This is a genomic window from Mycobacterium sp. (assembly GCF_050701515.1).
Taxonomy (GTDB): Bacteria; Actinomycetota; Actinomycetes; order Mycobacteriales; family Mycobacteriaceae; genus Mycobacterium.
In genome coordinates this window covers 1-13,826 of sequence record NZ_JBOGDB010000246.1, presented here as the reverse complement: position 1 = coordinate 13,826, position 13,826 = coordinate 1, and the positions used below count along the sequence as shown (strand labels likewise).

Here is a 13,826-nt window from a genome sequence, read left to right as displayed (position 1 = left end):
ATCGCGATGTTGGCGACGACATCCAAGACGGCCGCCAGCACCGCCAGCCGCAGCGGCGTCCCCGAGGGCAGGCGCAGATTGCCGCTCAGCGCCGCGACGGCGAACACCAGCACGGTGGCGGCCAGCCGGGCGAACACCAGCGGCCACAGTTTGGCCTCGACCGGCGCCTGGGCGATCAGTACGAAGTTGAGCCCGAACGCGATCCCGGCGCCCACCGTCAACCACGCCACCTTGGTGGTGAACCGGTGCGGCGTCACGTCCTCGTCGGTCGCCTCGCGGCTGACCAACACCACCGCGGCCAGCGCCAGCACCACGCCGACGGCGGCGATCGCACCGGGCCGCTCACCGAGCGCGAGACCGACCCCGACCGGGATCGCGGCGACCAGCACCGCGGTCAGCGGTGACACCACCGAGATCGGGCCGGCGCCCAGCGCGGCGTAGAACCACCACACCCCGAACGCCTGCGAGATGCCGCACAGCCCGCCCCATAAGATCGCCCCCTGGGAGATGTCCCCGCCGGTGATCGCCGCCAGCCCGGCCAGCAGCACCAGCGCGACCGGGTAGGACACCAGCACCACCCGCAGCGCGGCCACCCGGCGGGACGCGATCCCGCCGACGAAATCGCTGATGCCGTAGCCCAGCGCCGAGGTCAGCGCCAGCGCGACCCCGATCAGGGCATGCCCTTGAGGCGACGGCCCAGCTCGCGGGTCACCTCCCGCGCGGCGTCGCGGCGGGCCATGTCCTGGCGCTTGTCGCGGGCCTGCTTGCCGCGGGCCAGCGCGAGCTCCACCTTCACCTTGCCGTCGGCGAAGTACAGCGACAGCGGGACCAGGGTGAGGTTGCCGTCGCGGATCTTGCCGACCAGCGTGTCGATCTCACGACGGTGCATCAGCAGCTTGCGGTTGCGCCGCGGCGGGTGGTTGGTCCAGCTGCCATGGCGATATTCCGGGATATGCAGGTTGCGCAGCCACACCTCGCCGTCGTCGACAGTGGCGAACGCGTCGGCCATCGACGCCTGTCCCTCGCGCAGGCTCTTGACCTCGGTGCCGACCAACGCCACCCCGGCCTCGAAGGTTTCCAGGATCGAATAGTTGTGTCGCGCTTTGCGATTGGTGGCAATGATCTTCTTGCCGGATCGCTCCGAACCGGATTGAGCGGCGGCTTTCTTGGACACGGCTAGCGCCGGACGTAGAGCCGCAAGGTGGCGTAGGCGGTGACGCCGGCCATCGCCACGCCCACGAATATCAGTATCGGCGCGATGTAGAAGATGTCGGCATAGTCGATTCGGGCGATCAGATTCGCCTGATAGAACTGGTTGAGCGCATTCTCCAGGAACAATGCCCGCACCACGATCAAGCCCACGATCGAGATCATCACACCGATCAGGGCGGCCAGCATGGCTTCCACCAAGAACGGCAACTGGGTGTACCAGCGGCTGGCCCCCACCAACCGCATGATGCCGATCTCGGTCCGTCGGGTGTAGGCGGCCACTTGAACCATGTTGGCTATCAACAGGATTGCGCCGATCGCCTGCACCAGCGCCACTGCGAACGCGGCGTTGGACAGTCCGTCGAGGACCGCGAATAGCCGGTCGATCAAATCTTTCTGGTTGAGCACGTTGAGCACACCGGGCTGGCCGACCATCGACTGGTCGAAGTCCTTGTGCTGCTCGGGATCTTCGAGCTTCACGATGAACGACGCCGGGAATGCCTCCTTGCCGGCGACATCCTGGTACTGCGGGAACTTCTTGATCGCGTCGTTGTAGGCGTCGTCGCGGTTCAGAAACCGCACGGAGCGCACGTCTTCGCGGCCCTCGATGTTCGACCGCAGCGCCTTGCACGGGTCGGCGTCACAGGTGGGGTCGTTGGCCGAAACGTCGTTGGTCAGAAAGACCTGGCTTTCCACCCGATCCAGATAGATGTCGCGGGACTGGTCGGCGAGCCGGACCACCAGCAGGCCGCCACCGAACAGGCCGATGGAGATCGCGGTGGTCAGGATCATCGCGATCGTCATGGTGACGTTGCGACGAAGCCCGGTCCAGACCTCGTTGAGGAGAAAGCCGAAACGCACTAGCGGTCCATTCCATAGATGCCGCGCTGCTCGTCGCGAACGAGCCGGCCCAGGCTCAGCTCGACGACGCGCTGCCGCATCGAGTCGACGATGTGATGGTCGTGGGTGGCCATCAGCACCGTCGTCCCGGTGCGGTTGATGCGCTCAAGCAAATCCATGATGTCCTTACTGGTTTCGGGGTCCAGGTTTCCGGTCGGCTCGTCGGCAAGCAGCACCAGCGGGCGGTTGACGAAGGCACGGGCGATGGCCACCCGCTGCTGCTCGCCGCCGGACAGCTCGCCTGGCAGTCGGTTGGCCTTGCCCGACAGCCCGACCATTTCCAGCACGTCGGGCACGACGCGATTGATCACGTCGGCCCGCTTGCCGATGACCTCCAGCGCGAAGGCGACGTTCTCGAACACGGTCTTCTGCTGCAGCAGCCGGAAGTCCTGGAACACGCAGCCGATGACCTGCCGCAGGCTGGGCACGTGGCGGCCGGGCAGCTTGTTGACGTGGAACTTCGACACCCGCACCTCGCCCACGGTCGGTGTCTCCTCGGCCAGCAGCAGCCGGATGAATGTCGACTTGCCCGACCCGGACGGCCCGATGAGGAAGACGAACTCACCCTTGTCGATCTTGACCGAGACATTGTCCAAGGCGGGCCGCGCCGAGGATTTGTACAGCTTGCTGACGCGGTCGAGGGTGATCATCACGGCACGCCAGTGTAGCGGTGCAGTTGCAACAGCCCGGTCGGGCTAGCTGGGCGCAGCCGGCGGGGCGGGAACGGGTCCGGGCTCGGGGGGTGCGGTGACGGTCGGTGTCGCGGTGGGGGCGGGCGTCTGGGTAAGGGTCTGCGGCCCCAGCGGACCACCCGGACCGTCCGGATCGACCACCGTCGTCGTCGGCGTGGGCGATGTCGGGCTTGTCGTGGTGTCCTCCGGCGACGGCGTCGTCGTCTCGGTGGGGCTGGTCGTCGGCGTGGTGGTCTCGGTGGTCGTCGTCGACCGCTCCCGGACATTGGTCCGTGGCACCCACGTGTAATTCGGGTCCGGCACAAAGCCGGGTGGGACAACCGCAGTCGGCGGTGCCTCGGGAATCCGCGGCTGCGGTTCGAATGTCTGGTTCACCCAGAACAGCGCGGCGAACAGGGCCACCAGCACCGCGGTCGAGATACGAATACCGCCGAACTTGGCCTTGAGCCAGAACGTCATTTCTTCGGCTCCGCCGGGCCCTGGGTCCCCTCGGCACCACCGGCGGTCGCGGGATGGACGATGGCTTCGACCATGGGCGTCGCACCGTCTGTGGGCGACACGATGCCGGCGCCACGCAGGGCCGCGATCACGAGCACGCGCAGCCGCCTGCCCACCTCGAACTGCCGGCCCGGCAGTGTGCGCGCGATCATCCGCATATTCACGGTATCGAGCTCGATGCTCTCCACACCCATCAGCTGTGGCGCGTCCAGCAGCAGGTCACGCAGCCCGCGATCTTTCATCGCCTTCTCGGCCACGCCATGCAGCAGCTCGTTGACCTGGTTGAGGTCGGCGGTCGTCGGCACCGGAATGTCGATGACGGCGCGCGCCCAGTCCTTCGACAGGTTGGTCGACTTGATGATCGTCCCGTTCGGGATGGTGAAGACCTCGCCCTCGGTGGAGCGCAGTTTCGTCACGCGCAGGGTGACTTCCTCAACGGTGCCGGTCGCGTCGTCGACGCCCACCATCGACAGCGTCACCAGATCACCGAAGCCGTATTGCTTCTCGGTGATGATGAAAAACCCGGCAAGCAGGTCCTGAACTATTCGCTGAGCTCCGAAACCGAGCGCCGCGCCCAGCACCGCGGCGGGCGCCACCAGCGATCCGACCGGGATGGCCAGGGTGTCACTGACCTCCACGATCACGATGACGAACAGCAATGCCACCGAAACCCACGAAATCACCGACGCCACGGCCTGGCGATGCTTGGCACTCTCGGAGCGCACCAGCTGATCGCTTTCCTGATATTCGGCGTCGATACGGCGGACGATCCGACGCGCCGCCAAATTGATGAACCGGGCCGCGAGCAGGCCGCCGATCAACAGCAGGGCTATTGGCACGCCGCGCTCGAGAATCCAGATGCCGATGTTGCCCTGCCAGAACCCCTGCCAGCTGTCGGCCAAATCTATTGCAACTACAGTGCTATTCGTCATCTTGAGTATTGCGCCAGCGGATTCCGGCCTCGAGGAATCCGTCGATGTCTCCGTCCAGTACTGCGGCGGGATTGCCAACTTCGTACTCGGTGCGCAGGTCCTTGACCATCTGGTACGGATGCAACACGTAGGAGCGCATCTGGTTGCCCCACGAGCTGCCGCCGTCACCCTTCAACGCGTCCAGCTCAGCACGTTCTTCTAAACGCTTGCGTTCCAACAGCTTTGCCTGAAGAACTCGCATCGCCGAGACCTTGTTCTGCAGCTGCGACTTCTCGTTCTGGCAGGTGACCACGATACCGGTTGGGGTGTGGGTGAGTCGAACCGCCGAGTCGGTGGTGTTGACCGATTGGCCGCCCGGGCCGCTGGATCGATAGACGTCGACACGCACGTCGCTGTCCGGGATGTCGATGTGGTCTGTGGTCTCCACCACAGGCAACACCTCGACTTCGGCAAACGACGTCTGGCGGCGGCTCTGGTTGTCGAACGGGCTGATCCGCACCAGCCGGTGCGTGCCCTGCTCCACCGACAATGTGCCGTACGCGAACGGCGCGTGCACCGCGAACGTCGCACTCTTGATGCCCGCCTCCTCGGCATAGGAGGTGTCGAATACCTCGACTTTGTAATCGTGTTTCTCCGCCCAGCGGACGTACATCCGCATCAACATCTCGGCCCAGTCGGCGGCGTCCACGCCGCCGGCGCCAGAGCGAATGTTGACCACCGCCTCGCGCTCGTCGTACTCGCCGGAGAGCAGCGTGCGCACTTCCATCGCCTCGATGTCCGCGCGCAGCGATTTCCGCTCGCCGTCCGCCTCGGCTAACTCGTCTGCGCCCTCTTCGTCGGCCAGCTCATAGAGCACCGGCAGATCGTCGAGGCGGCCGCGCAGCTCCTCGACCCGACGCAGCTCGCCCTGGGTGTGAGACAACTCACTGGTGATGCGCTGGGCGCGGGCCTGGTCATCCCACAGGTGCGGATCCGACGCCTCGTGTTCCAGCTTCTCGATGCGACCGCGCAGCCCCTCGACGTCGAGCACCCGCTCCACCGTGGTCAGGGTGGAGTCCAGGGCGGCGATATCGGCTTGACGGTCGGGATCCACGGAAGTTCAGGCTACCCGTGGGGAGATCAGTGGCAGTTCTCGGTGACCGGCGGCAGCGTGCCGCCTACGCGTTCTACGCTCAGGTATGCGCCCTTACCATGTGGCGATCGTCGGCTCCGGTCCGTCCGGGTACTTTGCCGCGGCGTCGCTGCTGAAATACGCCGACGCGCGGGATTCGGGCGACGACGCCGACGTGCGGGTCGACATGTTGGAGATGCTGCCGACGCCGTGGGGCCTGGTCCGCTCGGGTGTCGCCCCGGACCATCCGAAGATCAAGTCGATCAGCGCCCAGTTCGAGAAGACGGCGCTGGATGAGCGCTTCCGCTTCTTCGGCAACATCGTGGTGGGCGAGCACGTGCAGTCCGACGAGCTGGCCGACCGCTACGACGCGGTGATCTATGCGGTCGGTGCACAGTCCGACCGGTCGCTGAACATTCCGGGCGAGGATCTGCCCGGCAGCCTCGCCGCGGTCGACTTCGTCGGCTGGTACAACGCGCACCCGCACTTCGAGGAGATGGCGCCCGATCTGTCCACCGGCCGGGCCGTGGTGGTCGGCAACGGCAATGTCGCGCTGGACGTGGCGCGCATCCTCGTCACCGATCCCGACGTGCTGGCCACCACCGACATCGCCGACCACGCACTGAAGGTGCTGCACGACCGCGGTGTCGAGGAGGTGCTCATCGTGGGCAGGCGCGGGCCGCTGCAGGCGCCGTTCACCACGCTGGAGTTGCGTGAGCTCGGCAAGCTCGAGGGCCTCGGCGACGTGGATGTGATCGTCGACCCGGCCGCTCTCACCGACATCTCCGATGCGGACGCCGAGGCCGCCGGCAAGACCGTGAAGAACAACATCAAGGTGTTGCGCGGCTACGCCGACCAGGCACCCAGCGGTGCGAAGCGCCGGATCGTGTTCCGGTTCCGCACGTCGCCGATCGAAATCAAGGGCGACGGCACGGTCGAGTCGATCGTGCTCGGCCGCAACGAGTTGGTCAGCGACGAGAACGGGCGCGTGGCGGCCAAGGACACCGGCGAGCGCGAGGAAGTGCCGACCCAACTGGTGGTGCGGGCGGTCGGCTACCGCGGTGTGCCCACACCCGGCCTGCCGTTCGACGAGAAGAGCGGCACCATCCCACACACCGGCGGACGGGTGGACGGCAGCCGTAACGAATATGTGGTCGGCTGGATCAAGCGCGGGCCCACCGGCGTGATCGGCAGCAACAAGAGTGACTCGCAGGAGACCGTCGACACCCTGATCGAGGATGTGAGCGGCGCCGAGCTGGCCGACTTCGGGGAGAACCACTCGGAGGTACTCGTCGAGTGGCTGGTGGAGCGGCAGCCGGACCTAGTCACCGATGACCACTGGAAGCTGATCAACGAGCACGAGCGCTCCGCCGGCGGGCCGGGCGGCAGGCCGCGGGTGAAGCTGACCAATGTCGCCGAGCTGCTGAGGATCGCCCACGGCTGACATTCGTCACTTAAAGTGATAATCTAGCTGTGTGACTATTGATGCTTCCTATCTCGCCGTCACCCTGATCGCGGTCGCCGCCAACGGCTTCTCGGGAATCGCCGCGTTGCTGCATTTTCAGCCCATCCTGGCGGGCATGGCCAAGGCCGACGTGCCGCTGACCTGGCTGACCTTTCCGATCGGCACGCTGAAGACGGCCGGCGCGCTCGGCCTGGCGGCCGGCCTGGCGTTTCCCCCGCTGGGTGTCGCCGCGGCCATCGGGCTCGTCCTGTTCTTCGTCTGCGCGGTCTACACCCACATCCGTGCTGAGGACTACGGGCCGCAGTTCTTCCTGGCGATCGGCTTCCTGGCGCTCAACGTCGCCGCCCTTGTCGTGGCGCTCGCCTACGCCGGCGGCTCCGGAAGCACGCCGATTTGACGCAGTGCCGTGGCAATGTCGAAGTAAGCGACGTCGCTGACCAGTAGCCCGTCGTCGCCGAAGGTGAAGTGCGAGCAGCCCGGCATCTCGTAGGAACGATGGGTCGCCGGGATGCCCATCAGCGCCCCGACGTGTGTCCCGCTCTGTATCCATTCGACCCAGACATCCTCGCCGCATTCGTAAAGGCCGCTGGGCTGCAGCGTGTAGTCGATCGCCCGCCACCGCTCGGCCGCGCCGGCCGCGATCTGCTCTCGTCCCTCGTTCACCTCGCCGGTGGCGACGATGCGTAGCACACCGCCCTCGGCGAAGTACGACGCGAATCTGACCGCGTCATGGCGGTTGTAGTCGTCCAACAGCCGCTCGATGGTGTGCCTGCGATCAGTCATCGGTTTCCCTTTCGCTCGGCCGGCGCTTCGGGCGGCTCCGGCGGGGCGAATCTCCAGTTGTCCGGATTCTTCGGCGAATAGACCACGGGGATCAACTCCCCCATCGTCGGCCAATTGTCGACGTCGACCAACAGGCGTTGATAGACGACGTGCTCATTGACGGTCGGCCCATTGATGACACCGGTGATGGTGGCGAACTGCTCACCGGTGACATCGGGCCGGGGGCTCACGCCCGTGACCAATAACGTGCCCTGCGCCAGCTCACCGCGCGGCCCGCGACGCATGATCCACGGCGCCGCGAGTACCACGATGGCTCCGATGAGCAGCGCCAGGATGCCTATTTCCCACACACTGTCATGGTAGGACGGCAGCATGAGCCCTGAGGCAGACGACCTGAGGTTGGCGCTGGCGTTGGCCGCCGAAGGCGACGCGCTGACGCTTGCCCGGTTTGGCGCGCTGGATCTCCGTGTCGACACCAAGCCCGATCTGACGCCGGTCACCGATGCCGACCAGGACGTGGAGTTGACCCTGCGCAACCGGTTGGAGCGCCAATGTCCGGACGACTCGGTGTTCGGCGAAGAGCTAGGCGGCACAGGGGTTTTGACCGGCAGGCAGTGGGTCATCGATCCGATCGACGGCACCAAGAATTTCATCCGCGGCGTGCCGGTTTGGGCCACGCTGATCGCCCTGCTGGAGGACGGCGTGCCGATGCTGGGCGTCGTCAGCGCGCCCGCGCTGCAGCGGCGATGGTGGGCAGCCGCCGGACAGGGCGCGTTCTCGGTGGTCGGCGCCGAGCCGCCGCGACGGCTGAGAGTGTCCTCGATCGACGAGCTGGCCGCGGCCAGCCTGTCGTTCTCCAGCCTGTCCGGCTGGGCGGCGCGCGGCCTGCGCGAGCGCTTCATCGCGCTGACCGACGACGTGTGGCGGGTGCGGGGCTACGGCGACTTCTACTCGTACTGCCTGCTCGCCGAGGGTGCCGTCGACATCGCGTTGGAGCCCGAGGTGTCCACCTGGGACCTGGCGGCGCTCGACATTCTGGTGCGCGAGGCCGGCGGTGCGTTCACCGACCTGACCGGCCGGCCCGGCCCGCACGGCGGCAGCGCCGTCGCCACCAACGGGCTCCTGCACGAGGCGGTTCTGACCAGGTTCAACGGCGGGTAGCCTGGCGGTCGGGAGTACGCGATGACCCTGACCCTCGACGATCCCTTCACCGTCGCGACCACACACTGGCACGGCCTCGACGACGGCCGGATCCAATGCGATGTCTGCCCACGGGCATGCCGACTGCACGAGGGCCAACGCGGCCTGTGCTTCGTCCGGGCCCGCATCGACGACCAGATCGTGCTGACCAGCTACGGCCGGTCCAGCGGGTTCTGCGTCGACCCGGTGGAAAAGAAGCCCCTCAACCACTTCCTGCCGGGCTCGGCGGTGCTGTCGTTCGGCACCGCGGGCTGCAACCTGGCGTGCAAGTTCTGCCAAAACTGGGACATCTCCAAATCGCGCGAGATCGACACCCTCTCCGGGCGGGCGACGCCGGAGGACCTGGCTCGGGTGGCCGCCGAATCCGGTTGTCGCAGCGTGGCATTCACATACAACGACCCGACGATCTTCTGGGAGTATGCGGCCGACGTCGCCGACGCCTGCCATCAGCGGGGCATCAAGGCGATCGCGGTGACGGCGGGTTACATGTGCCCTCAACCACGCACCGAGTTCTACCGGCACATCGACGCCGCCAACGTCGACTTGAAGGCGTTCACCGAGGGCTTCTACCGCAAGGTGTGCGCCGGGCATCTGGACGACGTGTTGGACACGCTGGTCTACCTGCGACACGAGACCGACGTGTGGTTGGAGATCACCACGCTTCTTATCCCGGGGCGCAACGACAGCGACACCGAAATCGCGGCCGAATGTGCGTGGCTCCGCGAACACCTCGGCGTCGATGTGCCGTTGCACTTCACCGCTTTTCATCCCGACTACAAGATGCTGGACACGCCACCGACACCGCCGGCCACGCTGACCCGGGCGCGGCACATCGCGATCGGTGAGGGCTTGCAGTTCGTCTACACCGGAAACGTCCATGACGCCGACGGTGGCACCACCGCATGTCCCGGCTGCGGCGCTGCGGCAGTAGTTCGCGATTGGTATTCGATGCGCAGCTACGAGCTGACCGGCACCGGCCGCTGCCGCCGCTGCGACACCCAAGTCCCCGGCGTCTTCGACGGACCCGTCGGCACCTGGGGCGCACGTCGGCTACCCGTGACGATCGCCTGAGCACCTTGTGAATTAGCTAACAGCTGCTCACTATCTTACTCCGGAGTAAGATAGGGTCATGGGCACTGGCACACACACAACCGAGGCTGCTGACTTGACGTCCTCCTCGGACTTGAGTCCGGGGATTTCAACCCCATCCCATCGATTTAGGCGGCAGGATTAGCGAGTTGAGGTTCACGGTTCGCAGACCGCCCAGCGGCGAGGTCTCCCCGTGCGGTCACCGCCCGTCCGGCGGCGATGTTGCGTGCGAACAGCCCCCAACCACTGCGGCTGATCGCCCGGTTCAGCGCACGCTTCTGGGCTACACCCACCCCGGGCTGCTCGAGTGTTCCGCGCGCGCTGCGGGTCATCGCCGGCACATCGAGTGCTTCGATCCTGATGGTGTCGAAGCGCCGTGCAATATCGGTAGTGGCCTTTTCGACCCAGTCCTTGCGTCGGTCGGCCTCACGGGCCTTCAACTTCGCGATCGCCCGTTTCGTTCCCGCACGCCGGCTCGACCCACGCTGGGCCCGGGCCAGCCGCTGCTGCAACACCCGCAACCGCTTGGCCTCACCCCGACTCAGATGTGGTGCGTGCAGCAGCTCACCGGTCGACAACGCCACCGACACAGCCACGCCCCGGTCGATGCCGCAAACTAACCCCCACCACCGACACCACTCCCCGCACTGAAGCCCGACATTTCCAACCGAAAGAGATCCGATGACCAAATCGAAACCCACTCCCAAGCGTTCGGCCGAGAGCGCGGTGGGCCGGCGGAGGCACAAGAGGACCCCAACCGATATCGGGCTGGCGCTGGTCACTCCGCTCGTCGGGCAGGAGTTCCTGGACCGCTACAACCTGCGCGACCCGCTCAATCGGGGGCTGCGATACGGCGTCAAGACGGCGTTCTCGGCGGTCGGCGCGTCAACCCGGCAGTTCAAACGCATAAAGGGAGCACGCAGCGCGCCGACCCGGCTGAAGGCCAGCGGTGCCGACTACTTCGATCTGACCCCCGACGACGAGCAGAAGATGATCGTCGACACCGTCAACGAGTTCGCCGAAGAGATCCTGCGGCCGGCGGCACGCGAAGCCGACGACGCAGCCGGTTACCCGCCTGAGCTGATCGCCAAGGCGGCGGAGCTGGGCATCACCGCGATCAACATTCCCGAGGACTTCGAGGGCATCGCGTCGCATCGCGCCACCGTCACCAATGCGCTGGTGGCCGAGGCACTGGCGTACGGCGACATGGGCCTGGCGCTGCCGATCCTGGCGCCCGGCGGGGTGGCGTCGGCGCTCACCAACTGGGGCAACGCCGACCAGCAGGCCACCTACCTGCCCGAGTTCGCCGGCGAGAACGTCCCCCAGGCCTGTGTGGCGATCGCCGAGCCGCACGCGTTGTTCGACCCGACGGCCCTGAAGACCACGGCCGTGCGCACCCCGGGCGGCTACAAGCTCAACGGCGTGAAGTCATTGGTGCCCGCCGCCGCCGACGCCGAACTCTTCATCATCGGCGCGCAACTGTCCGGCAAGCCGGCGCTGTTCATCGTCGAGTCCGCATCGGAGGGCCTGAGCGTCAAAGCCGATCCGAGCATGGGCATCCGCGCCGCCGCGATCGGCCGCGTCGAGCTGGACAACGTGTCGGTGCCGCTGGGTGCGCGGCTGGGTGAGGACGGTGCCACCGATGCCGACTACTCCGAAGCGATCGCGCTGGCCCGGCTTGGCTGGGCGGCACTGGCGGTCGGCACGGCGCACGCGGTGCTCGACCACGTGGTGCCCTACGTCAAGGAGCGCCAGGCATTCGGCGAGCCGATCGCGCACCGCCAGGCGGTCGCATTCATGTGCGCCAACATCGCGATCGAACTCGACGGCCTACGTCTGATCACCTGGCGCGGCGCCGCCCGCGCCGAGCAGGGTCTGCCGTTCGCCCGCGAGGCCGCACTGGCCAAGCGGCTCGGCACCGACAAGGGCATGCAGATCGGCCTGGACGGCGTGCAGCTGCTGGGCGGCCACGGCTACACCAAGGAACATCCCGTCGAACGCTGGTACCGCGACCTGCGCGCGATCGGCGTCGCCGAGGGCGTCGTCGTCATCTAGGTCGTCATCTAGGGAACGGAAGACTAGTCATGGCAATCAATCTGGAACTGCCCCGCAAGCTGGAGGCGGTCATCAACAAGGCGCACCAAGGCGCCGCCGAAATGCTTCGGCCGATCTCGCGCAAGTACGACCTGCGCGAGCATGACTACCCGGTCGAGCTGGAGACATTGGCCACGCTGTTCGAAGGCATCTCGGAGGCAAAGGCTTTCGCATTCGCCGGCGCCGAGGCCTTCCGCGACGGCGATGAACCCAAAGACGCGAACCACAACGGCGGCAACATGTCGGCGGTGCTCAATGTGATGGAGATCAGCTGGGGCGATGTCGCTTTGATGCTGTCGGTACCGCGCCAGGGTCTCGGTAACGCCGCGATCAGCGGTGTCGCCACCGACGAACAGCTGGCCCGGCTCGGAAATGTCTGGGCCGCAATGGCGATCACCGAGCCGGGCTTCGGCTCGGATTCCGCCGCCGTGTCGACGACCGCGAAGCTCGACGGCGACGAGTATGTGATCAACGGCGAGAAGATCTTCGTCACCGCCGGATCCCGGGCCACCCACATCGTGGTCTGGGCGACGCTGGACAAGTCGTTGGGCCGTGCGGCGATCAAGTCGTTCATCGTGCCGCGCGAACACCCGGGCGTCACCGTGGAGCGGCTCGAGGACAAGCTCGGCATCAAGGCCTCCGACACCGCGGTGCTGCGCTTCGACAACGTCCGGATCCCCAAGGACAACCTGCTTGGCAGCCCGGAGATCCACGTGGAGAAGGGCTTCGCCGGGGTGATGGAGACCTTCGACAACACCCGGCCGGTGGTCTCGGCCATGGCCGTCGGCATCGCCCGTGCCGCCCTGGAGGAACTGCGCAAGGTACTCACCGACGCCGGCGTGGAGATCGGCTACGACAAGCCGGCCCACGCGCAGAGCGCACCGGCCGCTGAGTTCCTGCGGATGGAGGCCGACTGGGAGGCCGCCTATCTGCTGATGGTGCGGTCGGCGTGGCAGGCCGACAACGACATTCCGAACTCCAAGGAAGCGTCGATGGGCAAGGCCAAGGCCGGGCGAGTCGCCAGCGACATCACCCTGAAGGCCGTCGAAATGGCAGGCACCGCAGGCTATTCCGAGGAGACGCTGCTGGAGAAGTGGGCGCGCGACTCGAAGATCCTGGACATCTTCGAGGGCACCCAGCAGATCCAGCAGCTGGTGGTGGCCCGCCGGCTGCTCGGCCTGTCGTCGTCCGAACTGAAGTAGCGCGCTAGCGTCGGTGCACATGGACACATTTTCGGCACTGGTCGCCCGCCAGAACGACGATCGCATCGAGGCGGCGGTCGAGAACCTCGAAAAGGCTGACCTCCCGCCGGGTGAGGTGACCATTCGGGTGGCGTACTCCAGCGTCAACTACAAGGACGCGCTGGCGGTGACTCCCAACGGCGGTGTGGTGCGCGACTACCCGATCGTGCCCGGCATCGACCTCACCGGCGAAGTGGTCGAGTCGCAGTCGCCGGACTTCGCGGTCGGGGACGCGGTGCTGGCCCATGGCTATGAGATCGGCACCGGCCGCCATGGCGGCTACGCCGAATACGCGCGGCTGCCGACGGACTGGGTGGTCGCACTCGGCTCGTTGAGTCCCCGCGACGGGGCCGCCATCGGCACGGCCGGCTTCACCGCGGCGATGAGTGTGCAGGCGCTGATCGACCGCGGCATCGCGCCCGGCGACGGACCGATCCTGGTGACCGGGGCGACCGGCGGGGTGGGATCGGTGAGCGTCGACCTGCTCGCCGCCGCGGGCTACGAAGTGGTGGCGTCGACGGGAAAGCCTGATGCTGCGGACCGATTGAAGGCGCTGGGCGCCGCCGAGGTCATCGGCCGCCTGCCCGCAGATCCCGACGCCAAGCCCCGCCC

Annotated in this window: 17 protein-coding genes; 7 read left to right on the top strand and 10 right to left on the bottom strand. The window is 66.7% G+C overall.

The genetic code is table 11. From position 1 onward, the window contains the following. The 7 genes from ACRDU5_RS19075 to prfB form a co-directional block, all read right to left on the bottom strand. Positions 1 to 674, bottom strand: a 674-nt coding sequence (locus ACRDU5_RS19075) for an EamA family transporter (RefSeq protein WP_526616322.1), incomplete at its 3' end; no start/stop codon positions are given. Continuing rightward, the gene (gene smpB, locus ACRDU5_RS19070; RefSeq protein ID WP_526616318.1) at positions 671 to 1,174 is read right to left on the bottom strand and encodes an SsrA-binding protein SmpB; all 504 of its coding nucleotides are present in this window, start codon (positions 1,172 to 1,174) and stop codon (positions 671 to 673) included. The genes smpB and ACRDU5_RS19075, both read right to left, overlap by 4 nt. 2 nt (positions 1,175 to 1,176) lie before the next feature. Then, entirely contained in the window at positions 1,177 to 2,070 is an 894-nt protein-coding gene (gene ftsX / locus ACRDU5_RS19065) for a permease-like cell division protein FtsX (RefSeq protein ID WP_526616316.1), read from the bottom strand. Then, on the bottom strand, positions 2,070 to 2,759 hold the full coding sequence (ftsE, locus tag ACRDU5_RS19060) for a cell division ATP-binding protein FtsE (RefSeq protein ID WP_526616320.1): 690 nt from the start codon (positions 2,757 to 2,759) through the stop codon (positions 2,070 to 2,072). The genes ftsX and ftsE overlap by 1 nt, the downstream gene beginning before the upstream one ends. A 45-nt stretch (positions 2,760 to 2,804) precedes the next feature. Beyond that, complete coding sequence (locus ACRDU5_RS19055) at positions 2,805 to 3,260, bottom strand: Rv3103c family proline-rich protein (RefSeq protein ID WP_526616315.1); 456 nt, start codon at positions 3,258 to 3,260, stop codon at positions 2,805 to 2,807. After that, on the bottom strand, positions 3,257 to 4,231 hold the full coding sequence (locus ACRDU5_RS19050; RefSeq protein ID WP_526616313.1) for a mechanosensitive ion channel family protein: 975 nt from the start codon (positions 4,229 to 4,231) through the stop codon (positions 3,257 to 3,259). The genes ACRDU5_RS19055 and ACRDU5_RS19050 overlap by 4 nt, the downstream gene beginning before the upstream one ends. Continuing rightward, positions 4,221 to 5,324, bottom strand: a complete 1,104-nt coding sequence (gene prfB, locus ACRDU5_RS19045) for a peptide chain release factor 2 (protein ID WP_526616311.1) — start codon at positions 5,322 to 5,324, stop codon at positions 4,221 to 4,223. The genes ACRDU5_RS19050 and prfB overlap by 11 nt, the downstream gene beginning before the upstream one ends. Positions 5,325 to 5,409: 85 nt before the next feature. Here prfB and ACRDU5_RS19040 point away from each other — a divergent pair, with 85 nt between their 5' ends. Further along, on the top strand, positions 5,410 to 6,786 hold the full coding sequence (locus ACRDU5_RS19040; RefSeq protein ID WP_526616309.1) for an FAD-dependent oxidoreductase: 1,377 nt from the start codon (positions 5,410 to 5,412) through the stop codon (positions 6,784 to 6,786). 31 nt (positions 6,787 to 6,817) lie between these two features. Further along, entirely contained in the window at positions 6,818 to 7,204 is a 387-nt protein-coding gene (locus ACRDU5_RS19035; protein ID WP_526616307.1) for a DoxX family protein, read from the top strand. On the opposite strand, the gene ACRDU5_RS19030 is transcribed toward ACRDU5_RS19035, so the two are convergent. Both ACRDU5_RS19030 and ACRDU5_RS19025 read right to left on the bottom strand, forming a co-directional pair. Then, positions 7,171 to 7,590, bottom strand: coding sequence for an ester cyclase (locus ACRDU5_RS19030; RefSeq protein ID WP_526616305.1), 420 nt, complete (start codon positions 7,588 to 7,590; stop codon positions 7,171 to 7,173). The two genes, ACRDU5_RS19035 and ACRDU5_RS19030, sit on opposite strands and share 34 nt — an antisense overlap. Further along, positions 7,587 to 7,940 carry a hypothetical protein gene (locus ACRDU5_RS19025; protein ID WP_526616303.1) on the bottom strand — a complete coding sequence of 118 codons (354 nt, stop codon included), beginning with the start codon at positions 7,938 to 7,940 and terminating at the stop codon, positions 7,587 to 7,589. Before ACRDU5_RS19025 ends, ACRDU5_RS19030 begins: the two co-directional genes overlap by 4 nt. 22 nt (positions 7,941 to 7,962) lie before the next feature. On the opposite strand from ACRDU5_RS19025, the gene hisN reads away from it, so the two are divergent. Beyond that, positions 7,963 to 8,751: a histidinol-phosphatase gene (gene hisN / locus ACRDU5_RS19020; RefSeq protein WP_526616302.1), complete on the top strand. Its 789-nt coding sequence runs from the start codon at positions 7,963 to 7,965 to the stop codon at positions 8,749 to 8,751. 21 nt (positions 8,752 to 8,772) lie between these two features. Beyond that, on the top strand, positions 8,773 to 9,861 hold the full coding sequence (amrS, locus tag ACRDU5_RS19015) for an AmmeMemoRadiSam system radical SAM enzyme (RefSeq protein ID WP_526616301.1): 1,089 nt from the start codon (positions 8,773 to 8,775) through the stop codon (positions 9,859 to 9,861). A 146-nt stretch (positions 9,862 to 10,007) separates the two neighbouring features. Here the strand turns inward: amrS and ACRDU5_RS19010 are convergent, their stop codons facing one another. After that, positions 10,008 to 10,580, bottom strand: a complete 573-nt coding sequence (locus ACRDU5_RS19010) for a transposase (RefSeq protein ID WP_526616300.1) — start codon at positions 10,578 to 10,580, stop codon at positions 10,008 to 10,010. Here ACRDU5_RS19010 and ACRDU5_RS19005 point away from each other — a divergent pair. From ACRDU5_RS19005 to ACRDU5_RS18995, 3 genes are all read left to right on the top strand, one after another. Continuing rightward, positions 10,561 to 11,934: an acyl-CoA dehydrogenase family protein gene (locus ACRDU5_RS19005; RefSeq protein WP_526616299.1), complete on the top strand. Its 1,374-nt coding sequence runs from the start codon at positions 10,561 to 10,563 to the stop codon at positions 11,932 to 11,934. The genes ACRDU5_RS19010 and ACRDU5_RS19005 overlap by 20 nt on opposite strands. 29 nt (positions 11,935 to 11,963) lie before the next feature. Beyond that, complete coding sequence (locus ACRDU5_RS19000) at positions 11,964 to 13,175, top strand: acyl-CoA dehydrogenase family protein (protein WP_526616298.1); 1,212 nt, start codon at positions 11,964 to 11,966, stop codon at positions 13,173 to 13,175. Positions 13,176 to 13,194: 19 nt separating this feature from the next. After that, on the top strand, positions 13,195 to 13,826 hold a 632-nt coding region (locus tag ACRDU5_RS18995), incomplete at its 3' end, for an alcohol dehydrogenase catalytic domain-containing protein (protein WP_526616296.1).

Coding starts and splice junctions, on each gene's coding strand:
- ACRDU5_RS19005 (WP_526616299.1), top strand. CDS start 10,561: ATGACCAAATCGAAACCCACTCCCAAGCGTTCGGCCGAGAGCGCGGTG.
- ACRDU5_RS19000 (WP_526616298.1), top strand. CDS start 11,964: ATGGCAATCAATCTGGAACTGCCCCGCAAGCTGGAGGCGGTCATCAAC.
- ACRDU5_RS19040 (WP_526616309.1), top strand. CDS start 5,410: ATGCGCCCTTACCATGTGGCGATCGTCGGCTCCGGTCCGTCCGGGTAC.
- ACRDU5_RS19030 (WP_526616305.1), bottom strand. CDS start 7,590: ATGACTGATCGCAGGCACACCATCGAGCGGCTGTTGGACGACTACAAC.
- ACRDU5_RS19050 (WP_526616313.1), bottom strand. CDS start 4,231: ATGACGAATAGCACTGTAGTTGCAATAGATTTGGCCGACAGCTGGCAG.
- ACRDU5_RS19055 (WP_526616315.1), bottom strand. CDS start 3,260: ATGACGTTCTGGCTCAAGGCCAAGTTCGGCGGTATTCGTATCTCGACC.
- ftsE (WP_526616320.1), bottom strand. CDS start 2,759: ATGATCACCCTCGACCGCGTCAGCAAGCTGTACAAATCCTCGGCGCGG.
- hisN (WP_526616302.1), top strand. CDS start 7,963: ATGAGCCCTGAGGCAGACGACCTGAGGTTGGCGCTGGCGTTGGCCGCC.
- amrS (WP_526616301.1), top strand. CDS start 8,773: ATGACCCTGACCCTCGACGATCCCTTCACCGTCGCGACCACACACTGG.